Origin of the sequence: Burkholderia sp. AU38729, from assembly GCF_020419725.1 — a bacterium.
Classification (GTDB): Bacteria; Pseudomonadota; Gammaproteobacteria; order Burkholderiales; family Burkholderiaceae; genus Burkholderia.
Genome location: NZ_JAIZQO010000010.1, coordinates 40,794 through 63,104, shown reverse-complemented (window position 1 = coordinate 63,104; position 22,311 = coordinate 40,794). Strand labels below are relative to the sequence as shown.

The following is a 22,311-nucleotide window of genomic DNA, read 5'->3' as shown; positions in this document are numbered from 1 at the left end:
TTCTCGCGGCACGCGGTGCCGGTCGCCACGCGCCGCGCGGCCGGTCTGTCCGACCCGATCCGATCAATCGGCAAAGCGCACGGAAAGTGCAAGGAGAGGGCCATGATCGAAGCCATTTCGCTCGGCGCGGGGCTCGCGTGGGCGAGCGGCCTGCGCCTGTACCTGACCGTGCTGATCGCCGGCGTGCTGGCGCGGTTCGGCTGGCTCCACCTGCCCGACACGCTGGCCGTCCTGATGTCGCCGTGGGTCATCGGCGCCGCGGCCGTGCTCGCCGTCACCGAATTCCTTGCCGACAAGATCCCCGCGTTCGACTCGCTGTGGGATGCCGTGCACACCTTCATCCGCATTCCCGCCGGCGCCGTGCTCGCCGCCGGCGCGCTCGGCCATGCCGATCCGACCGTGCTCGCGGTCGCGGGGCTCGCCGGCGGCTCGCTGGCCGGTGCCGCGCACGTGGCGAAGGCCGGCACGCGCGCGATGATCAACCTGTCACCCGAACCGATTTCGAACTGGATCGCGTCGTCGACCGAGGACGGCCTCGTGGTCGGCGGGCTCGTGCTCGCGTTCTTCGTTCCGCTCGCGTTCCTCGTGCTGCTTGCCGCCTTCATCGCGGCGTCCGCGTGGGCGCTCCCGCGCCTGTGGCGCGGTGTCTCCGGCGGCTTTCGCGGGATGGCGAACCACATGGTGTCGCGGCTCAACTCGATCGGGGGGAAGCGCGATTGAAGGGGCGGCAACCCGCGGCGCAGCCGCCGGCCGGGCAATCCGGCCATGAGGTGAACGCGCATGCCGGCCGCTTCGGCCTGCGCGACCTGATCCGCCAGGCCGCCCGCATGACCGCGCGCGACTGGCGCGCGGGCGAGTTGACGCTGCTCGTCCTGGCACTGGTGCTCGCGGTCGCGGCGCTGACGAGCGTCGGCTTCCTCGCCGACCGGCTGCGCCAGGGGCTCGAGCGCGACGCGCGCCAGATGCTCGGCGCCGATTTCGTCGTGCGGGCCGATCGCCCCGTCGATCCGTCGTTCGACCAGCAGGCCCGCGCGCTCGGCCTGCGTACTGCGACGACCGCCATCTTCCCGAGCATGATCGCGTCCGCCACGGGCGGGCAGGCGACCGACGCGGCGCCCTCGCGCCTCGCGGCCGTGAAGGCCGTGTCGCCCGGCTATCCGTTGCGCGGCGCGGTCGAGATCCTGCCGGCCGGCGCGGCCACCGCGCAGAAGGCGGTCGCGATTCCCGCGCCCGGCACCGTATGGGCCGATCCGGCGCTGCTCGATGCGCTGCACCTGAAGGCGGGCGATACGGTGCGCGTCGGCCTGCGCACCTTCAAGGTCGCCGCGTCGATCTCCCGCGAGCTGGATCGCGGGTTTTCCTTCGTCAATTTCTCGCCGCGGCTGATGATGCGCGCGGACGAGCTGGCCGCGACGGGGCTCACGGGCTATGGCAGCCGTGTCACGTACCGGCTGCTGGTTGCCGGCGACCAGCAGTCCGTCGCGCGTTTCGAGGTGTATGCGCACGCACGTGTCGACGGCGGGAAGCTGCGCGGCGTCGGTCTCGAGTCGTTGCAGGAAGGCCAGCCGCAGGTGCGGCAGACGCTGGATCGCGCGCGCCACTTCCTGACGCTCGTCGCGCTGCTCACCGCGCTGCTCGCGGCGGTCGCGATCGCGATGGCCGCGCAGCGCTACATGCGGCGCCACCTCGACGGCTGCGCGACGATGCGCTGCCTCGGCGTGAGCCGCCGCACGCTCGGCGCGCTGTTCGCACTCGAATTCGTTGGCATCGGGATCGTGTCCGGCGCCGCAGGCGCGGTGCTCGGCTATGGCGGCCACTGGGCGTTGCTGGCCGCGCTCGGCGGCCTGATCGACGTGGTGCTGCCGCCTCCCACGCTGTGGCCGGCGCTGATCGGCATGGGCGCCGCGCTCGTGTTGCTGCTCGGTTTCGCGCTGCCGCCGCTCGTGCCGCTCACGCGCGTGCCGCCGGTACGCGTGCTGCGGCGCGAGTGGGGCGACGCGTCGCGCACGGCGTGGGCCGCGTATGCGGTCGGCGTCGTGCTGTTCGCGGGGCTGCTGATCGTGGCCGCCGGCAACCTGAAACTCGGGCTGATCGTCGCGGGCGGGTTCGCCGGCGCGCTGGTCGGTTTCGCGCTGATCGCGCGGCTCGTGCTGTTCGCCGCCGCGCGCGCGGTGCGCAACGCGCGCGTGGCCGCGGGCGTGGGCTGGCGTTACGCGCTGGCGTCGCTGCACCGGCGCGGCACGGCGAGCGCGCTGCAGATCACCGCGCTCGCGCTCGGCCTGATGTGCCTGCTGCTGATCGCGATCACGCGCAACGACCTCGTCGCGGGCTGGCAGCAGTCGACGCCGCCCGATGCGCCGAACCAGTTCCTGATCGACATCCAGCCCGACCAGCGCGCCGACGTCGCGGCTTATCTGGCCGCCCACGGCGTGCGCGACGCGGTGCCCGAGCCGATGGTGCGCGGCCGCCTCGTCGCGATCAACGGCAAGCCGGTGAATCCGGACGCCTACCCGTCCGAGGAGGCGCGCCGGCTCGTCGACCGCGAGTTCAACCTGTCCTATACGACCCAGTTGCCGTCCGACAACCGGATCGTCGAAGGCGACTGGTTCGGCACCGCGGCGACGCCGCAGATCTCGATCGAGGCCGGCCTCGCGAAGACGCTGAACGTGAAGCCGGGCGACGTGCTGCGCTTCGACGTGACGGGGCTGACGGTCGACGCGCCGGTCACCAGCGTGCGCAAGCTCGACTGGGGTTCGTTCCGCGTCAATTTCTTCGTGCTGATGCCGCCGCCGGTGCTGAAGGATTTCCCGGCCGTGTACCTGACGAGCTTCCATTTGCCGGCATCGAATGCCGCGCTTCTCGATCCGCTGATCGCGCGCTATCCGAACCTGACCGCGATCGACGTCGCGCCGATCCTCGCGCAATTGCAACGGATGATGCTGCAGGTGGTCGGCGCGGTGCAGTTCCTGTTCATGTTCACGCTCGCGGCCGGCGTCCTCGTGCTGTACACGGCGCTCGCCGGCACGCGCGACGAGCGGGTGCGCGAGGCCGCGCTGCTGCGCGCGCTCGGCGCGTCGCGCGCGCAGGTCAACGCGGTGCAGCGCGCGGAGTTCGTCGTGGTTGGCGCACTGGCCGGTGCGCTGGCGTCGGCGGGCGCGATCGCGGTCGGCTGGGTGCTCGCGTCGCGCGTGTTCGATTTCCAGCTCGCCGTCGATCCGTGGCTCGTGCCGGCCGGCATCGCGGCCGGCGTCGCGTGCGCCGGTGCGGCCGGCTGGCTGAGCCTGCATAATGTGCTGCGGCGCCCCGCGCTGCAGTCGCTGCGCGACGCATGAGCGTCGCCGGCGGCCCCGAAGATCCCGTTTTTTCCGACTATCCGTATGACCGATGTGAATGACGATGCGCCGTCGCAACCGACGGCGTTCGAGCTCGTGGGCGGTGAAGCCCGCGTGCGCGAAATGGTGGACCGCTTTTACGACCTGATGGATCTCGAGCCCGAGTTCGCGCAGATTCGCGCGCTGCACCCGGATTCGCTCGACGGTTCGCGCGACAAGTTTTTCTGGTTCCTGTGCGGGTGGCTCGGCGGCCCCGACCACTACATCAGCCGGTTCGGCCATCCGCGGCTGCGCGCGCGGCACCTGCCGTTCCCGATCGCGTCGGTCGAGCGCGACCAGTGGTTGCGCTGCATGGCGTGGGCGATGGAGGACATCGGGCTGCCCGAGCCGCTGCGCGAGCGGCTCATGCATTCGTTCTACGACACGGCCGACTGGATGCGCAACCGGCCCGGTTGATCGACCGGTACGCCGCCGCCCGCGCGCGGGACGATCTGCGTCTGGGCGCGCGCGCCGCGCGGCGCGACACTGGCCGCTTCCCCCCATCGATACGAGGTTTGCCCGATGACGACACAAGCGCTGTTTCGCGAAAACGCGTACCTCACGCAATGCGACGCGGTCGTGCTGGCCGTCGGCGACGACGGCATCCGGCTCGACCGCACCGTGTTCTATCCGCTCGGCGGCGGCCAGGCCGGCGACACAGGCACGCTGACGCTCCCCGACGGCAGCACGATCGCGATTGCCGATACGCGCAAGGCCAAGTTCGACGGCGCGACGCCCGACGACGCCGTGCACGTGCCCGCACCGGGGCAGGAGGCGAGTGTCGCGGCGCTCGAGCCCGGCACGCGCGTGGTCGCGGAGATCGACTGGCTGCGCCGCTATCGCCACATGCGGCTGCATACCGCGGCGCACCTGATGTGCGCGGTGCTGCCGTACGCGGTCGACGGCTGCAGCGTGACGGCCGACTACGTGCGGCTGGATTTCGCGACGTCCGACGCGATCGACCGCGATGACGTCGAGCGGCGCCTCGCCGGCCTGGTGGGCGGCGCGCATCCGGTCACGACCGAATGGATCACCGACGACGAGATGGCCGCGCGGCCGGACCTCGTGCGCACGATGAGCGTGAAGCCGCCGATGGGCCTCGGCCGCGTGCGGCTGCTGCGCATCGAGCAGGTCGACCTGCAGCCGTGCGGCGGCACGCATGTGCGCAATACGTCCGAAATCGGCGAGCTGCGGGTCGCGAAACTGGAAAAGAAGAGCGCGCGCACCCGGCGCCTCGTACTGGAGTTTGCATGACGATTGACACCCCCCACGCGGGCGCGGCGGCGCTCGATCCGCAAGCGCGGGAGATTCTCGATTTCTGGTTCGGCGAGCCGGGCTCGGCCGAATTCGGGCAGAACCGCAAGGTCTGGTTCAACGGCGGCGCGGCATTCGACGACGTGCTGCGCACGCGCTACGGCGCGTTGCTCGACGCCGCGTGCGACGGCGCTTGCGATCACTGGGCAAGCTCGCCGTCGGGGGCACTGGCGTTGATCGTCGTGCTCGACCAGTTCTCGCGCAACATCCATCGCGGCACGCCGCGCGCGTTTGCCGCCGATCCGAAAGCGCTCGCGCTTGCGCGCCGCGTCGTCGCGGCCGACTGGGACGCGCAGTTGCCGAGCGGACATCACCGCGCGTTTGCGTATCTGCCGTTCGAGCACGACGAGTCGGTCGAGAGCCAGCGTGAGGCCGTGCGCCTGTGCGCAGGCATTCGCGACGAAGCAGGGTGCGAGAGCTATCACCGCTTCGCGTTGCTGCATGCGGCCGTCGTCGAGCGCTTCGGCCGCTTTCCGCACCGGAACGCGATTCTCGGTCGGGTATCGAGCGACGAGGAGACGGCGTTTCTTCGCGAGCCTGGTTCGTCGTTCTGACGATTCGGGCAGCGGCGTGACGCGGGAAGAGGGGAGGCCCGCGGAGTCACGCGGGCACGGTGGCGGCAGGGCACGCCGGGCGGCGGCGCGCATTTCCCGATGGCTGTTCGCTGCTCGGGCGGTGGTGCTCACCACGCCACGCCCGGTACGAGGGCAAGCACGACGGCGGCGCGTCCGCCGTCGCTCCCCCGCCTTACTCAACGTGCTGTTCGGGCGTGCGCACGTACACGCGCAGCAGTTCCTCGTTGTCGCCCGGGCGGGAGCCCGTCCAGAACAGTTTCCATTCGTCGCCGGGTGCCGGATCGACGGCCCGCACGCCCTGAACGATCATCCAGGTGCAGCGTGTCGTCTTCGCGTCGTCGATCGGCGTGTGCTGGATGCCGGAGAAGTAGTACAGCATCGGCGCTTCCGATTCGCCGAGCCCGTGCAGGCTCGCCATGCAGTCGCCGTCGTTCCATTCGAGTGCGAGATGCGCGTTCAGGTCGTCGAACACCGAGCGGTAGCTTTTCGCGACGTCGAGCCATGGCAGCAGCAGCGTGTAAATGAGCCCCCATGCGACGAGTGCGCCGGCGCCCCACGACAGCGCGCCGCGCCAGACGCCCGTCGCGCGCAGCTTCGGCAGCAGCGTCAGCCAGCCGACCGTCAGCACGAGCGCACCGATCACGAGCGCGGGTTCGATCGGCATCGTCCAGTCGAGCGGCAGCCAGCGGCCGAGCAGCGTCAGATCCTTGCGCGACGCCGCCGGATCGGCCATCACCGCCCAGATGGCCCAGGCGAGCGCGGCGGCCGTGCCGAACAGGATGCGGCTCAGGTAGTCCCACGCGAGATGCAGCTGGCGCGGCAGGCGGTCGATGGCCTGTGCGGCGACCAGCGCGAGCGGGGCGAAGAACGGCAGGATGTAGAGCTGGCGCGACGTCGCGGACACTTGCAGCACGACGAGCCCGACGAGCGTGAACATCACCGGCAGCGCGATGCGCGGCGTGCGCCAGTCGCGCCACGCACCGCGCGCGAGCGCGACGATCGCGAGCGGCGCGACCGGGAAGCCGACGAGCAGGAACGCACGCAGGATGAAGAACGGCTTGTCGTTTTCCGCGCCCAGTTCGGGGACGGAGAAACCGAAGAAGCGGCCGACGTTGTTGTCCCAGAACCACGTCATGAACAGCGTCTCGGAGCGCAGGAACAGCGCGGTCGGCCAGACGAGCGCGAACGGCGCGAACACCAGTGCGGCGACGCCGAGCGAGCGCGCGAACGCGCGGGTGCGGCAGGCCGGATAGAGCACCATCGCGCCGACGAGCGTGGCGGCAAACACGAGCGGCACGAACAGCCCCTTCGTCATCAGTGCGATGCCGACGCCCGCGCCGAAGATCGGCGCGGCCCAGCGGCCCGACGGCCGGACCGGTAGCCCGTGCCGCATCTGCTGCGCACGCGCGACGTGCTGCATCACGAGTTCGAGCAGTCCGCAGAACGCGATTGCCGTGCCGGCGAACAGCGCGACGTCGGTCATCATGTCGTGCACGTGCTTGATGACCACGAGCGTGCCGGCGCTCAGCACGACGGGACCGATCACGCGCAGGTCGAACCAGGCGTCCGCGCGGCTGGCGACGCGCGCCGCGCGCGCGATGAAGCCGAATGCCAGTGCGGCGAACAGCGCGCTCGCGAGCCGGGCCGCGTCGTGCAGCGGCATCACGCGCTGCAGCAGCCACGCGAGGCTGGTCGCGACCCAGGCGTAGAGCGGCGGCTTTTCCATGAACGGCAGGCCGGCATTGGTCGGCACGACGAAGTCGCCGGTCTCGAGCATGTGCTGGATGATGCCGAACGTGTAGGTTTCGTCCTGCTTCCACGGGTCGTGGCCGAGCACGCCCGGCAGCGTATACGCGCAGATCAGCGCGGCGACGAACAGCCACGCGCGCCAGCCGAGCAGGCGCGAGCGTTCGCGCGTCGTGCTGGTGACGGCGGTCGAGGCGGCGACGGGCGTGCCGGCGGCGTCGAGCGTTGCGGTGAGATCGGCGTCGGCGGTCGAATGGGTGTACTGGGCCGGAGCGGGCACAGACGTGCGTCGCCGGCTGGGCGCTGCGGTTCCAGGCATGGAAGGAATCTCGGGTCGAGTCGAGCGGATCCGGCGACGTGGGCAGGACCGATTGGGGCCATATCAAAGGCCAACGGACGGGTGTTTATGACACCTGCCTGAATGTCCGCTAGTAGACCACGGAATTGTTACGGTGGATTACCGTTCGTGTCACGAAATTGTGGAGATTTGTGGTGTCGTGACGACGGATCGCTTCGGACGGTGGTTTTGGATGCGCCGCAGTGCGGAATTACCGGCCGCCGCCGACGTCGAGCAGGGCGCCCGTCGTGTAGGACGCCGCGTCGCCCAGTAGCCAGACGATCGCTTCGGCGATCTCCCGCGCTTCGCCCGCGCGGCCGAGCGGTGTCGTGGCGCCGAGGCGGGCCGCACGGCCCGGCTGGCCGCCGCTCGCGTGAATGTCGGTCTCGATCAGGCCGGGTCGGATCGCGTTGACGCGTACGCCGTGCGGGCCGAGTTCCTTCGCGAGACCGATCGTCAGCGAGTCGACCGCGCCTTTCGACCCCGCATAGTCGACGTATTCGTTCGGCGAGCCGAGCCGGGAGGCGATCGACGAGACGTTGACGATCGCGCCGCCGCGGCCGCCGCGGTCGGTGGAGAGCCGGCGCGCGGCTTCGCGCGCACACAGATACGCGCCGAGCACGTTGGTGTCGAACATCCGCCGCAGCCGGTCGGCCGGCATGTCGGCGAGCGGCATCGACGGCGCGACGATGCCCGCGTTGTTGACGAGCGCGTCGACGCGGCCGAATGCGGCCGTGACGGTGTCGAACATCGCGACGACATCGGCTTCGTTCGCGACGTCGCCCGCGACGACGCACGCCCGGCCGCCCGCGTCGCGGACGGCCTGCGCGGTGAGTTCGGCCGCCGCCGCGTCGCGCGCGTAGTTGATGCCGACGTCCCAGCCGCGCTCGGCCGCGAGCACGGCGGTCGCGCGGCCGATGCCGCGACTCGCGCCGGTGATGAGGACGGCCTTGCGCTCGGACGGTGCGGTCATCGCGTGCGGGTTCCGGTGACGGTTACTTGGCCGCGTCGGGCGCCCACTTGTCGCGGGCGGGCGGCTGGTAGCGGCGCAGTCGCTCGATCAGCTCGACGGGTTCCGATTCGACGCACAGTGCGTCGAAATAGGCCGGACGCATGAAGCCCTCGTCGACCGTATGGCGCAGCAGCGCGATCAGCGGATCGTAGAACGAATCGATGTTGTAGAGCGCGACGGGCTTGCGGTGATAGCCGAGCTGCGCCCACGTGTAAACCTCGAAGAGCTCCTCGAGCGTGCCGGCGCCGCCGGGCATCGCGACGAACGCATCGGACAGGTCGGCCATCATTTTCTTGCGGTGATGCATGTCAGGCACGACGTGCAGCTCCGACAGCCCGGTATGGCCGACTTCCTTGTCGACGAGCAGTTCGGGGATCACGCCGACTGCACGGCCGCCGGCCGCCATCACTTCGTCGGCGATCACGCCCATCAGGCCGACCCGGCCGCCGCCGTAGACGAGCGTGAGGTCCGCATCGACGAGCGCGCGGCCGAATGCGCGCGCGGCGTCGGCATAGACGGGCCGCACGCCGGACGACGAGCCGCAGTAAACACAAACAGCCTTCATTGCTTGGCATCCTTGGCGGGCGCCTGCCCGGTGACGACGGGGCTGTCGGCGGGGCGCGGCGAGCCGTCGCGCGGCGGCAGGTAGTCGGTGAACTGGCGCTTCGGCAGCTTGCCGGAGACCAGGTCGTCGAACAGCTGGCGCGAACGGCCGCGCAGGTACGGTGCCATCACGGAGATCACGTGCATGCTGACCTGGTGCAGTTCCTCGCGGATCGCGTCCTGGTCGTTGTATTTGCGCGGATGCATCACGTACTGATACGACAGCCAGTACGTCGAAATGACGGCCATGTTGGTGGCGATGACTTCGATCTCCGCGGGCGTCGCGACCATCTCGGCGTCGGACACGAGCAGCTCGCACATGTCGCGCGCGAAGCGCACCTTGTGGCTGATGATCTGCTTGAAGTGCGTCTCGAGCGTGCGGTTGCGGGCGAGCAGGTCGTTGAGGTCGCGATACAGGAACCGGTAGGTCCACATGAAATCGGCCATGTACTGCAGGTACGACCAGGTTTCGTCGATCGTCGGACGGTGATCTTCGGGAAAGCGCAGCCGCCGTTCGATCTGCTGCTCGAACTGCGCGAAGATGCTGTTGATGATGTCGTCCTTGTTGCGGAAATGGTAGTACAGGTTGCCTGGACTGATTTCCATTTCCTCGGCGATCGTCGTGGTCGTGACGTTCGGCTCGCCGATCTCGTTGAAGAGTTTCAACGACAACTCGAGAATCCGTTCGCGGGTGCGGCGGGGAGGTTTCGCTTCCATGTCGTCCGGCCCTGTGTGTGCCGGACTGGCGGGCGCTGCAATCGATGCTGCGTGATTCGTCCGGCGCGGGTTGCTGTTCTATGTCTAGCGGACGATTATAAACCGGGGTTTCGCCACATCGGGGCATTTCGTGATCGCCGCCCCGCGCAGCGCATGGTGCAGCGCCGCACGCGGGCGGTGCGCCAGGTACCCGCAGGGCAGCTCTCTAGAAGCCGAGCCAGCGTGCGACGACTGGGCCGAGCACGAAGCCCCACGTCGTCACGCACGCGAACAGCGCGACGGTCACGGCTGCGCTGCCGAGATCCTTCGCGCGCTTCGAGAGTTCGTGACGCTCGAGCGAGATGCGGTCGATCGCGGCCTCGACGCTCGAGTTCAGCAGCTCGACGATCAGCACGAGCAGCACCGACGCGATCAGCAGCGCACGCGATGCCGCCGGCACCGGTGCGAACGCGCCGATCGGGAGCATCAGCGCAGCGAGCGTGAGCTCCTGGCGAAACGCGCTCTCCTCGCGAATCGCCACGCGAAAGCCGTTCAGCGAATGCTTGAGGGCGTACCAGGCGCGCGTGATGCCGCGATGGCGCTTGTACGGGTTCGGCGGCAGCGGCGCGAGCCGATCGTCGGGGCCGAGCGGCTCGTGCGCGTGCACGTCCGCGTCGGCATGCGGCTCTTCCTCGTCGAACGGGCGGTGCCGTTGCGGCGTTGCGTCGGGGGGCGGGATTTTGTCGTTCAGGTCTCGTTTCAAACGGCGGCACCTTCTGCTGGCGAGTACGCGGTCTTCGGCAGCGGCTTCAGATGCGACGCGAACTGCTCGGATGCCGCGCGCCACGAGAAGCGTTCGGCCCACGCGCGCGCAGTGGTGCGTTCGATCTTAAGCGCCTCGAGGCAGGCTTCCTGCAGGTCTTCGTGCATCGCGCCGGCGTCGCCTTCGCCGAGCACGTCGATCGGGCCCGTCACGGGATACGCGGCTACCGGCGTGCCGCAGGCGAGCGCCTCGAGCAGCACGAGGCCGAACGTGTCGGTGCGACTCGGGAACACGAACACGTCGGCCGCAGCATACACCTTGGCGAGCTCGGCCTGTGACAGCACGCCGAGATAGTTTGCTTCCGGATAGCGCGACTTCAGCTCAGCGAGCGCGGGGCCTTCGCCCGCGACCCATTTCGAGCCGGGCAGGTCGAGGCGCAGGAATGCCTCGACGTTCTTCTCGATCGCGACGCGGCCCACGTACAGGAAGATCGGCCGCGCGGTGTTGAGCACCTTCGATTCCATCGGCCGGAACACGTCGAGATCGACGCCGCGCGTCCACAGCACGACGTTCGTGAAGCCGAATTTCTCGAGGTCCTGCTTGACGACCGGCGTCGGCGCCATCACCGCGAGCGACGGGCCGTGGAACCAGTGCAGGAAGCGGTAGGTCGCGGCGAGCGGGATGCCGAAGCGCGCCTGCACGTATTCCGGAAAGCGCGTGTGGTACGCGGTCGTGTACGGCAGCTTGCGCGATCGCGCGTAGCGTCGCGCGGCGAGGCCGAGCGGGCCTTCGGTCGCGATGTGCAGCGCGTCGGGGGCGAACGCATCGATCCGCGCGCGCAGCTTGCGGTACGGCAGGATCGACAGGCGGATCTCCGGGTAGGTCGGGCAGGGCACCGTACGGAATTCCAGCGGCGTCAGCAGTTCGACGCGGTGGCCGAGCGCGGTGAGTTCGCGCGACGTGCTCTTCAGCGTGCGCACGACGCCGTTGACCTGCGGTTCCCACGCGTCGGTGACGATCATGATCTTCATCGCGGCTTTGTCCTGTAAGTAGGGGGGTGTCAGGCAGTGGCCTTGGCCTTGCGCGACGTGGTCTCCGTCGGTGCGGTGCGCATCACCGTCCAGTAGACGATCTTCAGTTCGCCTTCCATCGTTTCGACGAGTGCGGACAGGCTTTCGACCCAGTCGCCGTCGTTGCAGTACAGCACGCCGTCGATGTCGCGGATCTCCGCCTTGTGGATGTGGCCGCACACGACGCCGTCGCAGCCGCGGCGGCGCGCCTCGTCGGTCATCACGGTCTCGAACTGGGAGATGAAGTTGACGGCGTTCTTGACCTGGTGCTTCAGGTACTGCGACAGCGACCAGTACTGGAAGCCGAGCCGGCTGCGGATCCGGTTGAACCAGCGGTTCAGCACGAGGATCAGCGTGTAGAGCGTGTCGCCGAGGTACGCGAGCCATTTCGCGTGCTGGATCACGCCGTCGAACAGGTCGCCGTGCACGATCCACAAACGTTTGCCCGCGAGCGTCGTGTGGAACGCCTCGCCGCGCACCTGGATGTCGCCGAATGCGAGATCGCAGAACTGCCGCGCGCCTTCGTCGTGGTTGCCGGGGATGTAGACGACCTGCGTCCCCTTGCGTGCCTTGCGCAGGATCTTCTGCACGACGTCGTTGTGCGCCTGCGGCCAGTACCAGCCCTTTTTCAGCTGCCAGCCGTCGATGATGTCGCCGACGAGGTACAGGTACTCCGAATCGTTGTGGCGCAGGAAGTCGAGCAGGTACGGCGCCTGGCAGCCGCTCGAGCCGAGGTGGATGTCGGACAGCCAGATGGTGCGATAGCGGTGGGCCGACGAGTCGGGGTCGTCATGCTGCGCGGCGTGCCCGGCAGGCGGGTCTTGCGATACCAGCCCGTCGGTTGCGGCAGAACCGGACAGGAACGCTGTGGCGGCGCGGGCGCCGATAGGGTGACGGAACAGGGAGGTCGCGGACGTTTTCTGGCCCATGCATGACTCGCGCCGGTTGACATTACCGGCATTCCGCCATGCGGGCGTGACTGTGCCATGACAGTCACGAGACGTTCTTATTACGACCGCTGCAGGGTGTTTAGCAGTGAATGACCGGGCGTTGCGTAATGTGCCGTACGGAACGGCTCGCCATTGTCGGGCGAGGCTGCCGGGCCGGGCGGAAGTCGCCTCGGCGAGGTGTTTTCATCAGGCGAATGCCGTGCGTCAGCGCGGTATCGCGACGACGCGCGTGCGGGCGATCCGGTCGTGCGGAAACTGGCGCTCGGCATGCAGTCGCGCGGCGCCTGCCCATACGGCGATCCATGCGGCGGTGAGCGCGAGCGTGACGGGTACCGACAGGCCGAGGAGTGGATGCAGCGCGAGCGGCGGCAGGAACCACAGCCAGCCGAGCACATAGCGGACGAGCGCGTGGCCCGCGCTCAGCGGCCGGCCGCTCGACGATTCGAGCCGCAGCCGCCAGGTCTTCATCGGCAGCGTTTGGCCGCCGTGGGTCCAGAACCAGACGAAGTACGCGCCGACCACGAGCGCGATCCAGGCGGCGAGCAGGTTGTGATGGACGAGGCCGTTGCGTTGCTGCGTCGCGAGGCTGAACGCGAGCCCGGCGAAGAACACCACGCCGAACAGCAGCACACCTTCGTAGAGCAGCGCGGCGAGACGCCGTCGCACGGACGGCGCGGCGGTCGGAGTTTCAGGTGCGTGGGCGTTCGCCACGGGCGCTCAGGAGCCCTTGAACAGCGAGGGCGCGTCGGCGGGCGACACCGGCGCCACGGCAGCCGGCGCGGATGCGGTGCCGGCCGTCGACGATGCGGGTACCGGCGGCGCGACGGCGGCCGAGACGGGCGCCGGTACGGTGGCCGGGCCGCTTGCTGGGTGTTCGTGCGAATTGACGAGGCGGCGCACGTCCCGGTCGGCGACGGTCGGCGGCGCACTGACGACGCTCGGCCGGCGGCGGCGCTCGGCGGCCGCGAGACGTTCCTTCTGCTCTTCCGGGAGTTGCTGGTATGCCTTCCACGCCCGCTCGCGCGCCTGCGCGGAAAGCTCCTTCGCACTCTGGTAGTTCTCGCGCGCGACACGGCGCTGCTCGGGCGTCATCTTGGCCCATTCGGTCATCCGGTCCTGCAGGCGCTTCTGGTCATCGGGCGTCAACTTCGCGAAACGCGATGCGATCTTCAGCCATTTACGCTTGCGGGCATCGCTGAAGCCGTCCCACTGGTCGGCGAACGGCGCGAGCGCCGCGTGCTGCGCCGGCGTGAGGCGCGCCCACGACAACGGGCCGGTAGCGGCCGGCAGCGGCAGGGGTAGGGGCAGCGGGGGGAGTTCGGTGCTCAGCCCGGTCGCGGCCGATGCGGGCGCGGCAGGGCTGCTGACCGCGGCGGCGGTCGTCGCGGGGGCCGGGTGGAATCGTGGGTAAGTGGCGACGTAGGAAACGGCGATCGCGATTACGCATCCGAAAAATACGGCCAGGCCGCGCTTCTGACTCACCCGTGCGATCCCCTCGTTATTGTCTGTTAGTGAGCGCGCGACAGATACGCGTTGAACCCGTGATCGAGATACGCATTGAGCGGCAGGTCGTCGCTGAGCATCGCCGCGTCGATGTCGGCGAGTTCGGCGGTGCGCTGCATGTCTTCCCAGTAGGCGATGCCGACGAGCCCCGCGAGCAGCAGCGCCAGCGGCCACGCGCGCAGCAGGCGGCGCGCGAGCGACGCCTGCGGGCGGCTCGCGGGCGCCGTGCCGTACGCACCGGCCGCGCCGGCGAAGGCCGGCACGAACACCGGCACGGTCGCGGCTTCGGGCTTCTTGCGCGCGAGCGCGGCCCGGCGGGCGACGGCCAGACGGTCGGTGGTCGCGGCAGGCAGGTCGGCCGCGCACTCGTCCAGCGCGCGGCGCACCTTCAACGCGAATTCGTGTTCTCGATTTGCGGGAGCGGAGCTCATAGCGTGATTCCTTTGGCCTTGAGCGCATGCGCCAGCGTGTGGGTGGCCCGTGAGCAGTGCGTCTTCACGCTGCCCTCGGAGCACCCCATTGCGGCGGCAGTCTCGGCGACATCCATATCTTCCCAATAACGCATCAGGAACGCTTCCCGTTGACGCGCCGGAAGCTTCTGGATTTCTTCGTCGATCAGGGCCAGAACCTGCTCTCGTTCGAGGCGGTGCTCGCTGCTTTCGACGCCCGCGTTGTCGTCCGCGGATTCGAGTGTTTCGAGCGGGTCGAAGTCGTCGTCGTCGCCGCTGTTCAGCGACGAGAAGAGCGTGACCCACGTGTTGCGGACTTTCTGCCGGCGGAACCAGTCGTGGATCGCGTTCTGCAGGATCCGCTGAAAAAGCAGCGGCAACTCGGCCGCCGGCCGGTCGCCGTACTTCTCCGCAAGCTTGATCATCGCGTCCTGCACGATGTCGAGCGACGCATCGTCGTCACGCACGGCGTACGCAGCCTGCTTGAACGCGCGCCTTTCGACGCCCGCCAGAAAGTCGGCGAGTTCCTTGTCTGATGCCATTCCGTGAAGGTATGCGCTGCGGGCCGCTGCGTGGTGTAAAAGGGCGAAAAATTTCGTAAAACCCGCGGATGCTATCAAATTTTCGCGCCGCTTGGCACCGGGTTGGCCGCCGCACGTTGCGCGCGAGCCGCGGCGGCGGGTGCCGGGCGGCGCCCATGATGCGCTGCGGGATATTTTGCTTGACGACCCCCTCGCGACCCGCTATCGTCAATGATTCGCAACATGAAGTGATGGTCTCATTTGAGGCTGGCCCAAGAAGCCTGCCCTTCAAACTGGACGCGCCGCTTGAACCCGAGCCACAAGCCCGGCAGAGAGCACCCGATCAATTTTTTGCCGAAAATTCGAAAGGTCAAAATGAACATGCCCAGCGCGGAATTCTCCACGTCGGAACCCCTTTCCCCTCCCGATAGCGACTCCATCGGCGGTACCGTGCTCATGAAGGCACTGGCCGACGAAAACGTCGAATTCATCTGGGGCTACCCCGGCGGCTCGGTACTTTACATCTACGACGAGCTTTACAAGCAGGACAAGATTCAGCACGTGCTGGTGCGCCATGAACAAGCGGCCGTGCACGCAGCCGATGCGTATGCGCGTTCCACCGGCAATGTCGGCGTCTGCCTCGTGACGTCGGGCCCCGGTGTCACCAACGCGGTGACCGGCATCGCCACGGCGTACATGGATTCGATCCCGATGGTCGTGATCAGCGGCCAGGTGCCCACGGCCGCGATCGGCCAGGATGCCTTCCAGGAGTGCGACACCGTCGGCATCACGCGTCCGTGCGTGAAGCACAACTTCCTCGTGAAGGACGTGCGCGACCTCGCGGAAACCGTCAAGAAGGCGTTCTATATCGCCCGCACCGGCCGTCCGGGCCCGGTGCTGATCGACATCCCGAAGGACATCTCGAAGACGCCGTGCGAATACGAGCCCGTCAAGAGCGTGTCGCTGCGTTCGTACAACCCGGTCACGAAGGGCCATTCGGGCCAGATCCGCAAGGCCGTGTCGCTGCTGCTGACGGCCAAGCGTCCGTACATCTACACGGGTGGCGGCATCATCCTCGCCGACGCGTCGCGCGAACTGAACCAGTTCGCGGATCTCCTCGGCTACCCGGTCACGAACACGCTGATGGGCCTGGGCGGCTATCGCGCGTCGGACAAGAAATTCCTCGGCATGCTCGGCATGCACGGCACCTACGAAGCGAACATGGCGATGCAGCACTGCGACGTGCTGATCGCGATCGGTGCCCGCTTCGACGACCGCGTGATCGGCGACCCGGCGCACTTCGCGTCGCGTCCGCGCAAGATCATCCACATCGACATCGACCCGTCGTCGATCTCGAAGCGTGTGAAGGTCGACATCCCGATCGTCGGCGACGTGAAGGAGGTGCTGAAGGAGCTGATCGAGCAGCTGCAGACGGCCGAGCATGGCCCCGACACCGAGGCGCTCGCGCAATGGTGGAAGGACATCGAGGGCTGGCGCTCGAAGGATTGCCTGAAGTACGACCGCGAGAGCGAGATCATCAAGCCGCAGTACGTGGTCGAGAAGGCGTGGGAGCTGACGGACGGCAATGCGTTCGTGTGCTCGGACGTCGGCCAGCACCAGATGTGGGCGGCGCAGTTCTACCGTTTCAACAAGCCGCGTCGCTGGATCAACTCCGGCGGCCTCGGCACGATGGGCTTCGGCCTGCCGGCAGCGATGGGCGTCAAGATGGCGCACCCGGACGACGACGTGCTGTGCATCACGGGCGAAGGCTCGATCCAGATGTGCATCCAGGAACTGTCGACCTGCCTGCAGTACGACACGCCCGTGAAGATCATTTCGCTGAACAACCGCTATCTCGGCATGGTTCGCCAGTGGCAGCAGATCGAATACAGCAAGCGCTATTCGCATTCGTACATGGATGCGCTGCCTGATTTCGTGAAGCTCGCCGAAGCGTACGGCCATGTCGGCTTGCGGATCGAAAAGACCTCGGATGTGGAGCCGGCGCTGAAGGAAGCGTTGCGCCTGAAGGACCGCACCGTGTTTCTCGACTTCCAGACCGATCCGACCGAAAACGTCTGGCCGATGGTACAGGCCGGCAAGGGCATCACCGAGATGCTGCTCGGATCGGAAGATCTGTAACGGCGCGACGCGCGCCTGAGCCCGATGCGGCCGCCTTCACGAAGGGCGGCGCGGCACGCGGCAGCGCGCGGCGCGAGAGAATCGACACGGACACATTCTGGAAGAAGCGAACATGAGACACATCATTTCCGTCCTGCTGGAGAACGAACCGGGCGCGCTGTCGCGCGTGGTCGGTCTGTTTTCCGCACGCGGCTACAACATCGAAACCTTGACGGTGGCGCCGACCGAAGACCAATCGCTGTCGCGGCTCACCATCGTTTCCATTGGCTCCGACGACGTGATCGAACAGATCACGAAGCATCTGAACCGCCTGATCGAGGTGGTGAAAGTGGTGGACCTGACCGACGGTGCACACATCGAACGCGAGCTGATGCTGATCAAGGTACGTGCAGTGGGCAAGGAGCGCGAAGAAATGAAGCGGATGGCGGACATTTTCCGCGGCCGCATCATCGACGTGACCGAAAAGACCTACACGATCGAATTGACGGGCGCGAGCGACAAGCTCGACGCATTCATCCAGGGGCTGGACGCGGGCGCGATCCTAGAGACCGTGCGCACCGGCAGCTCCGGCATCGGACGCGGCGAGCGCATCCTGAAGGTGTGATGCCGGACAGGCACGCCGGGTGCGCCGTCATGTCCCGGCCCGCAGTACTCCATCCGAACGAATTGTTGAATTTTTGAATTAGCGAAGGAACCATCATGAACGTTTTCTACGACAAAGACGCTGACCTCTCCCTCATCAAGGGCAAGCAAGTCACGATCATCGGCTACGGCTCGCAAGGCCATGCACACGCGCTGAACCTGAAGGACAGCGGCGTGAACGTGACGGTCGGCCTGCGCAAGGGCGGCGCGTCGTGGAGCAAGGCCGAAAACGCAGGCCTGTCGGTCAAGGAAGTCGCGGAAGCGGTGAAGAGCGCCGACGTCGTGATGATGCTGCTGCCGGACGAGCAGATCGCCGACGTGTACGCGAAGGAAGTCCACGCGAACATCAAGCAGGGCGCGGCGCTGGCATTCGCGCACGGCTTCAACGTCCACTACGGCGCGGTGATCCCGCGCGCCGACCTCGACGTGATCATGATCGCGCCGAAGGCACCGGGCCACACGGTTCGCGGCACGTACTCGCAAGGTGGCGGCGTGCCGCACCTGATCGCGGTTGCGCAGAACAAGTCGGGCGCGGCACGCGACATCGCGCTGTCGTACGCGGCAGCGAACGGCGGCGGCCGTGCGGGCATCATCGAAACCAACTTCCGTGAAGAAACCGAAACCGACCTGTTCGGCGAGCAGGCCGTGCTGTGCGGCGGTACCGTCGAGCTGATCAAGGCCGGCTTCGAGACGCTGGTCGAAGCAGGCTACGCGCCGGAAATGGCGTACTTCGAGTGCCTGCACGAACTGAAGCTGATCGTCGACCTGATCTACGAAGGCGGCATCGCGAACATGAACTACTCGATCTCGAACAACGCCGAGTACGGCGAGTACGTGACGGGCCCGCGCATCGTCACGGAAGAGACGAAGAAGGCGATGAAGCAGTGCCTGACCGACATCCAGACGGGCGAGTACGCGAAGAGCTTCATTCTCGAGAACAAGGCAGGCGCACCGACGCTGCAGTCGCGCCGCCGCCTGACGGCCGAGCACCAGATCGAGCAAGTCGGCTCGAAACTGCGCGCGATGATGCCGTGGATCGCGAAGAACAAGCTCGTCGACCAGTCGAAGAACTAAGCACCGCGTGCTGATCCGGCCCTTCGAATAGAGGGCCGGTACCAAAAAGCCGCCCGAAGGCAGCAGTGCCCCGGGCGGCTTTTGCTATCCTACGGGCTTTGCAATTCACCGAACACAGAACGAATCCATGAACTATCCTCATCCGATCATCGCGCGCGAAGGCTGGCCGTTCATCGCGATTGCAGCCGTCATCGCGCTGTTGATCCATGCTGTCGGGGGCTTCGGCTTCGCGTGGCCGTTCTGGCTGCTGCTCGTCTTCGTCGTCCAGTTCTTCCGCGACCCGCAGCGTCCGATCCCGGCGCAGCCGAACGCGGTGCTGTGCCCGGCGGACGGCCGTATCGTCGCGGTCGAGACCACGCAGGACCCGTACGCGAACCGCGAAGCGCTGAAGATCAGCGTGTTCATGAATGTCTTCAACGTCCATTCGCAGCGTTCGCCGGTCGATGGCGCGATCTCCAAGGTCGAATACTTCCCGGGCGCGTTCCTGAACGCGGCGATCGACAAGGCGTCGACCGAGAACGAGCGTAATGCGGTCGTGATCCAGACGGCGAGCGGCAAGACCGTGACCGCGGTGCAGATCGCCGGCCTCGTTGCGCGCCGGATCCTCTGCTACGTGCGCGCGGGCGAACCGCTGTCGCGCGGCCAGCGCTACGGTTTCATCCGCTTCGGTTCGCGCGTCGACGTGTACCTGCCGCTCGGCAGCCGCGCGAAGGTGTCGATCGGCGAGAAGGTCTACGCGTCGTCGACGATCCTCGCCGAACTCGAACAGTAAGCGGCGGGGCGCACCATGGCCGCATTCAAACCGCGTCGGCCGCGCAACGGCGCCGGCCAGACGCCACGCCCGTTCCGGCGCAACAAGGTGATGGCACAGGATCCGGTGCCCATCGAGAGCCGCCGCGCCGCGCGCCAGCGGTTCCTGAAGACGCGCGGCATCTACCTGCTGCCGAACGCATTCACGACCGCCGCGCTGTTCTGCGGCTTCTTCGCGGTCGTGCAGGCGATGAACGTGCGCTTCGAGATCGCCGCGATCGCGATTTTCGTCGCCATGGTGCTCGACGGGATGGACGGGCGCGTGGCACGCATGACGCATACGCAGAGCGCGTTCGGCGAGCAGTTCGACAGCCTGTCGGACATGGTGTCGTTCGGCGTCGCGCCCGCGCTCGTGATGTACGAGTGGGTGCTGAAGGATCTCGGCCGCTGGGGCTGGCTCGCCGCGTTCGTGTACTGCTCGGGCGCCGCGCTGCGCCTTGCGCGCTTCAATACGAACATCGGCGTCGTCGACAAGCGCTTCTTCCAGGGGTTGCCGAGCCCGGCCGCGGCCGCACTGATCGCGGGCTTCGTGTGGCTTGCCACCGACAACCGCGTGCCGATGAAGCTCGGCTGGCTGCCGTGGGTCGCGTTCGTGCTGACGATCTACGCGGGCGTGACGATGGTGTCGAACGCGCCGTTCTACAGCGGCAAGGCGCTCGACGTGCGGCACCGCGTGCCGTTCGCGGCGATCCTGCTGGTTGTCGTCGCGTTCGTGCTGGTGTCGTCCGATCCGCCGCTGATGCTGTTCTGCCTGTTCGTGCTGTACGGGCTGTCCGGTTACGTGTTCTGGGGCTACATGGCCATCCGCGGGCGCGCGAATCCGGCGCGCTCGTCGCAGCGCGATCACTGACGCACGCGCATGCTTTGCCCGGAAACGGCGGCCCCAGGGTCGCCGTTTTCATTTGTCCCTGGTTCGGCCCGTGCGGCCGGAAACCCCGGGTGCCGTCCGATTGCGCACCCAACGGAATGCCGCTATAGTCTTTGGCATGACTGCATTTTCCCGCCTCTCCCTCCTTCTAGCCGGTGCGCCGCTACGCGCGCCAGCTTCGGCGCGCCTGCCGCGCTGACCGTTCTCGCCCCCCGTCAAGCTTCGTCTGTTGTCGAGCGTCGCCAGCGGTGGCGCGATCTCGTTACGTTTGACTTCCGTATAAAGAGCCCTGGAGCCCCCCATGACAGACAAGCTGATCATTTTCGATACGACGTTGCGTGACGGCGAACAATCGCCCGGTGCGTCGATGACGAAGGAAGAGAAAATCCGCATCGCGAAGCACCTCGAGAGGATGAAGGTCGACGTGATCGAGGCCGGCTTCGCGGCCAGCTCGAACGGCGATTTCGACGCGATCCACACGATCGCCGGTCTCGTGAAGGACAGCACGATCTGCTCGCTGGCGCGCGCCAACGACAAGGACATCCAGCGCGCCGCTGACGCGCTGAAGCCGGCCAACAGCGCGCGGATCCACACGTTCATCGCGACGTCGCCGCTGCACATGGAGAAGAAGCTGCGGATGACGCCCGACCAGGTGTTCGAGCAGGCGCGTCTCGCGGTGCGTTTCGCGCGCAAGTTCACCGACAACGTCGAATTCTCGCCGGAAGACGGCAGCCGCTCGGATCTCGACTTCCTGTGCCGCGTGCTGGAAGCCGTGATCGCGGAAGGCGCGACGACGATCAACATTGCGGACACGGTCGGCTACGGCGTGCCGGAGCTGTACGGCAACCTCGTGAAGACGCTGCGGGAGCGCATTCCGAACTCGGACAAGGCGATCTTCTCGGTGCATTGCCACAACGATCTCGGGATGGCGGTGGCGAACTCGCTCGCCGGCGTGAAGATCGGCGGTGCGCGCCAGATCGAGTGCACGATCAACGGCCTCGGCGAGCGCGCGGGCAACACGTCGCTCGAAGAAATCGTGATGGCCGTGAAGACCCGCAAGGACTACTTCGGCCTCGACGTCGGCATCGACACGACGCAGATCGTACCGACATCGAAGCTCGTGTCGCAGATCACCGGCTTCGTCGTGCAGCCGAACAAGGCGGTGGTCGGCGCGAACGCGTTCGCGCATGCGTCGGGCATTCACCAGGACGGCGTGCTGAAGGCGCGCGACACCTACGAGATCATGCGCGCGGAAGACGTGGGCTGGACCGCGAACAAGATCGTGCTCGGCAAGCTGTCGGGCCGCAACGCGTTCAAGCAGCGCCTGCAGGAGCTCGGCGTGGCGCTCGACAGCGAGAGCGAACTCAATGCCGCGTTCATGCGCTTCAAGGATCTGGCCGATCGCAAGGCCGAGATCTTCGACGAAGACATCATCGCGATCGTGTCCGAGGAGTCGGCGCTCGCGCACGAGCAGGAGCACTTCAAGTTCGTGTCGCTGTCGCAGCGTTCGGAGACGGGCGAGCAACCGCAGGCGAAAATCGTGTTCGCGGTCGAAGGCAAGGAAGTGACCGGTGAAGCGCGCGGCAACGGCCCGGTCGACGCGACGTTCAATGCGATCGAGGGCGAAGTCGGCAGCGGGTCCGAGCTGCTGCTGTATTCGGTGAACGCGATCACGACCGGCACGCAGGCGCAGGGCGAAGTGACCGTCCGGCTGTCGAAGAGCGGGCGGATCGTCAACGGCGTCGGCACCGATCCGGACATCGTCGCCGCATCCGCGAAGGCATACATCTCCGCACTGAACAAGCTGCATTCGAAGGACGACAAGGTCAATCCGCAGCGCTCATAAGCGTGGCGCGCTGCGCGTCAGC

General features: G+C 67.4%; 22 protein-coding genes. 11 read left to right on the top strand and 11 right to left on the bottom strand.

Features of this window, described 5'->3' with window-relative positions; translation table 11 throughout:
• Positions 1-102: 102 nt before the first annotated feature.
• From LGM56_RS25335 to LGM56_RS25315, 5 genes are all read left to right on the top strand, one after another.
• Complete coding sequence (locus LGM56_RS25335; RefSeq protein ID WP_089495347.1) at positions 103-720, top strand: DUF4126 domain-containing protein; 618 nt, start codon at positions 103-105, stop codon at positions 718-720.
• Positions 717-3,332, top strand: coding sequence for an ABC transporter permease (locus LGM56_RS25330; RefSeq protein WP_413226799.1), 2,616 nt, complete (start codon positions 717-719; stop codon positions 3,330-3,332). Before LGM56_RS25335 ends, LGM56_RS25330 begins: the two co-directional genes overlap by 4 nt.
• Positions 3,333-3,377: 45 nt before the next feature.
• A complete protein-coding gene (locus tag LGM56_RS25325; protein WP_069248490.1) occupies positions 3,378-3,788 on the top strand; it encodes a group II truncated hemoglobin in 411 nt (136 codons plus the stop codon).
• A gap of 105 nt (positions 3,789-3,893) precedes the next feature.
• The gene (locus tag LGM56_RS25320; protein WP_089495344.1) at positions 3,894-4,625 is read left to right on the top strand and encodes an alanyl-tRNA editing protein; all 732 of its coding nucleotides are present in this window, start codon (positions 3,894-3,896) and stop codon (positions 4,623-4,625) included.
• Positions 4,622-5,239: a DUF924 family protein gene (locus tag LGM56_RS25315; protein WP_089495343.1), complete on the top strand. Its 618-nt coding sequence runs from the start codon at positions 4,622-4,624 to the stop codon at positions 5,237-5,239. Before LGM56_RS25320 ends, LGM56_RS25315 begins: the two co-directional genes overlap by 4 nt.
• A 193-nt stretch (positions 5,240-5,432) precedes the next feature.
• Here the strand turns inward: LGM56_RS25315 and LGM56_RS25310 are convergent, their stop codons facing one another.
• The 11 genes from LGM56_RS25310 to LGM56_RS25260 form a co-directional block, all read right to left on the bottom strand.
• Positions 5,433-7,325 (bottom strand): ArnT family glycosyltransferase, encoded by a 1,893-nt coding sequence (locus LGM56_RS25310; RefSeq protein ID WP_089495342.1) that lies wholly within the window; start codon positions 7,323-7,325, stop codon positions 5,433-5,435.
• Positions 7,326-7,554: 229 nt separating this feature from the next.
• A complete protein-coding gene (locus tag LGM56_RS25305; protein WP_226207072.1) occupies positions 7,555-8,316 on the bottom strand; it encodes an SDR family oxidoreductase in 762 nt (253 codons plus the stop codon).
• Between the two features lie 22 nt (positions 8,317-8,338).
• Positions 8,339-8,920, bottom strand: coding sequence for a TIGR00730 family Rossman fold protein (locus LGM56_RS25300; protein WP_175951124.1), 582 nt, complete (start codon positions 8,918-8,920; stop codon positions 8,339-8,341).
• The gene (locus LGM56_RS25295) at positions 8,917-9,675 is read right to left on the bottom strand and encodes a TetR/AcrR family transcriptional regulator (protein ID WP_089495339.1); all 759 of its coding nucleotides are present in this window, start codon (positions 9,673-9,675) and stop codon (positions 8,917-8,919) included. The genes LGM56_RS25300 and LGM56_RS25295 overlap by 4 nt, the downstream gene beginning before the upstream one ends.
• A 205-nt stretch (positions 9,676-9,880) precedes the next feature.
• On the bottom strand, positions 9,881-10,417 hold the full coding sequence (locus LGM56_RS25290; protein WP_039370536.1) for a diacylglycerol kinase: 537 nt from the start codon (positions 10,415-10,417) through the stop codon (positions 9,881-9,883).
• A complete protein-coding gene (locus LGM56_RS25285; protein WP_059531147.1) occupies positions 10,414-11,448 on the bottom strand; it encodes a glycosyltransferase family 4 protein in 1,035 nt (344 codons plus the stop codon). Before LGM56_RS25285 ends, LGM56_RS25290 begins: the two co-directional genes overlap by 4 nt.
• Before the next feature lie 29 nt (positions 11,449-11,477).
• Positions 11,478-12,416, bottom strand: a complete 939-nt coding sequence (locus tag LGM56_RS25280; RefSeq protein ID WP_041492905.1) for a UDP-2,3-diacylglucosamine diphosphatase — start codon at positions 12,414-12,416, stop codon at positions 11,478-11,480.
• A gap of 225 nt (positions 12,417-12,641) precedes the next feature.
• Positions 12,642-13,148: an RDD family protein gene (locus tag LGM56_RS25275; protein ID WP_089495338.1), complete on the bottom strand. Its 507-nt coding sequence runs from the start codon at positions 13,146-13,148 to the stop codon at positions 12,642-12,644.
• 6 nt (positions 13,149-13,154) lie between these two features.
• Positions 13,155-13,919 carry a DUF3106 domain-containing protein gene (locus LGM56_RS25270; RefSeq protein ID WP_089495337.1) on the bottom strand — a complete coding sequence of 255 codons (765 nt, stop codon included), beginning with the start codon at positions 13,917-13,919 and terminating at the stop codon, positions 13,155-13,157.
• Between the two features lie 26 nt (positions 13,920-13,945).
• A complete protein-coding gene (locus LGM56_RS25265; RefSeq protein WP_089495336.1) occupies positions 13,946-14,371 on the bottom strand; it encodes a DUF3619 family protein in 426 nt (141 codons plus the stop codon).
• Positions 14,368-14,931 carry an RNA polymerase sigma factor gene (locus LGM56_RS25260; RefSeq protein ID WP_089495335.1) on the bottom strand — a complete coding sequence of 188 codons (564 nt, stop codon included), beginning with the start codon at positions 14,929-14,931 and terminating at the stop codon, positions 14,368-14,370. The genes LGM56_RS25265 and LGM56_RS25260 overlap by 4 nt, the downstream gene beginning before the upstream one ends.
• A gap of 354 nt (positions 14,932-15,285) precedes the next feature.
• On the opposite strand from LGM56_RS25260, the gene LGM56_RS25255 reads away from it, so the two are divergent.
• The 6 genes from LGM56_RS25255 to LGM56_RS25230 all read left to right on the top strand — a co-directional run bounded on the left by LGM56_RS25255 (position 15,286) and on the right by LGM56_RS25230 (position 22,289).
• On the top strand, positions 15,286-17,049 hold the full coding sequence (locus tag LGM56_RS25255) for an acetolactate synthase 3 catalytic subunit (RefSeq protein WP_011352713.1): 1,764 nt from the start codon (positions 15,286-15,288) through the stop codon (positions 17,047-17,049).
• 112 nt (positions 17,050-17,161) lie between these two features.
• Positions 17,162-17,653 carry an acetolactate synthase small subunit gene (gene ilvN, locus LGM56_RS25250; RefSeq protein WP_011352712.1) on the top strand — a complete coding sequence of 164 codons (492 nt, stop codon included), beginning with the start codon at positions 17,162-17,164 and terminating at the stop codon, positions 17,651-17,653.
• 95 nt (positions 17,654-17,748) lie between these two features.
• A complete protein-coding gene (ilvC, locus tag LGM56_RS25245; protein WP_039370562.1) occupies positions 17,749-18,765 on the top strand; it encodes a ketol-acid reductoisomerase in 1,017 nt (338 codons plus the stop codon).
• Positions 18,766-18,892: 127 nt separating this feature from the next.
• Positions 18,893-19,537, top strand: coding sequence for a phosphatidylserine decarboxylase (locus LGM56_RS25240; RefSeq protein WP_039370565.1), 645 nt, complete (start codon positions 18,893-18,895; stop codon positions 19,535-19,537).
• A 15-nt stretch (positions 19,538-19,552) separates the two neighbouring features.
• Positions 19,553-20,425 (top strand): CDP-diacylglycerol--serine O-phosphatidyltransferase, encoded by an 873-nt coding sequence (pssA, locus tag LGM56_RS25235; RefSeq protein ID WP_069248477.1) that lies wholly within the window; start codon positions 19,553-19,555, stop codon positions 20,423-20,425.
• Between the two features lie 319 nt (positions 20,426-20,744).
• Positions 20,745-22,289 carry a 2-isopropylmalate synthase gene (locus LGM56_RS25230; protein ID WP_226207071.1) on the top strand — a complete coding sequence of 515 codons (1,545 nt, stop codon included), beginning with the start codon at positions 20,745-20,747 and terminating at the stop codon, positions 22,287-22,289.
• Positions 22,290-22,311: the final 22 nt, after the last annotated feature.

What these genes read in the sequence shown, in the direction of transcription:
- LGM56_RS25310 (WP_089495342.1), bottom strand. Translation starts at nt 7,325, where the DNA reads ATGCCTGGAACCGCAGCGCCCAGCCGGCGACGCACGTCTGTGCCCGCT.
- LGM56_RS25300 (WP_175951124.1), bottom strand. Translation starts at nt 8,920, where the DNA reads ATGAAGGCTGTTTGTGTTTACTGCGGCTCGTCGTCCGGCGTGCGGCCC.
- ilvN (WP_011352712.1), top strand. Translation starts at nt 17,162, where the DNA reads ATGAGACACATCATTTCCGTCCTGCTGGAGAACGAACCGGGCGCGCTG.
- LGM56_RS25255 (WP_011352713.1), top strand. Translation starts at nt 15,286, where the DNA reads ATGAACATGCCCAGCGCGGAATTCTCCACGTCGGAACCCCTTTCCCCT.
- LGM56_RS25260 (WP_089495335.1), bottom strand. Translation starts at nt 14,931, where the DNA reads ATGGCATCAGACAAGGAACTCGCCGACTTTCTGGCGGGCGTCGAAAGG.
- ilvC (WP_039370562.1), top strand. Translation starts at nt 17,749, where the DNA reads ATGAACGTTTTCTACGACAAAGACGCTGACCTCTCCCTCATCAAGGGC.
- LGM56_RS25315 (WP_089495343.1), top strand. Translation starts at nt 4,622, where the DNA reads ATGACGATTGACACCCCCCACGCGGGCGCGGCGGCGCTCGATCCGCAA.
- LGM56_RS25325 (WP_069248490.1), top strand. Translation starts at nt 3,378, where the DNA reads ATGACCGATGTGAATGACGATGCGCCGTCGCAACCGACGGCGTTCGAG.
- LGM56_RS25335 (WP_089495347.1), top strand. Translation starts at nt 103, where the DNA reads ATGATCGAAGCCATTTCGCTCGGCGCGGGGCTCGCGTGGGCGAGCGGC.
- pssA (WP_069248477.1), top strand. Translation starts at nt 19,553, where the DNA reads ATGGCCGCATTCAAACCGCGTCGGCCGCGCAACGGCGCCGGCCAGACG.
- LGM56_RS25265 (WP_089495336.1), bottom strand. Translation starts at nt 14,371, where the DNA reads ATGAGCTCCGCTCCCGCAAATCGAGAACACGAATTCGCGTTGAAGGTG.
- LGM56_RS25295 (WP_089495339.1), bottom strand. Translation starts at nt 9,675, where the DNA reads ATGGAAGCGAAACCTCCCCGCCGCACCCGCGAACGGATTCTCGAGTTG.
- LGM56_RS25305 (WP_226207072.1), bottom strand. Translation starts at nt 8,316, where the DNA reads ATGACCGCACCGTCCGAGCGCAAGGCCGTCCTCATCACCGGCGCGAGT.
- LGM56_RS25240 (WP_039370565.1), top strand. Translation starts at nt 18,893, where the DNA reads ATGAACTATCCTCATCCGATCATCGCGCGCGAAGGCTGGCCGTTCATC.
- LGM56_RS25230 (WP_226207071.1), top strand. Translation starts at nt 20,745, where the DNA reads ATGACAGACAAGCTGATCATTTTCGATACGACGTTGCGTGACGGCGAA.
- LGM56_RS25285 (WP_059531147.1), bottom strand. Translation starts at nt 11,448, where the DNA reads ATGAAGATCATGATCGTCACCGACGCGTGGGAACCGCAGGTCAACGGC.
- LGM56_RS25280 (WP_041492905.1), bottom strand. Translation starts at nt 12,416, where the DNA reads ATGGGCCAGAAAACGTCCGCGACCTCCCTGTTCCGTCACCCTATCGGC.
- LGM56_RS25320 (WP_089495344.1), top strand. Translation starts at nt 3,894, where the DNA reads ATGACGACACAAGCGCTGTTTCGCGAAAACGCGTACCTCACGCAATGC.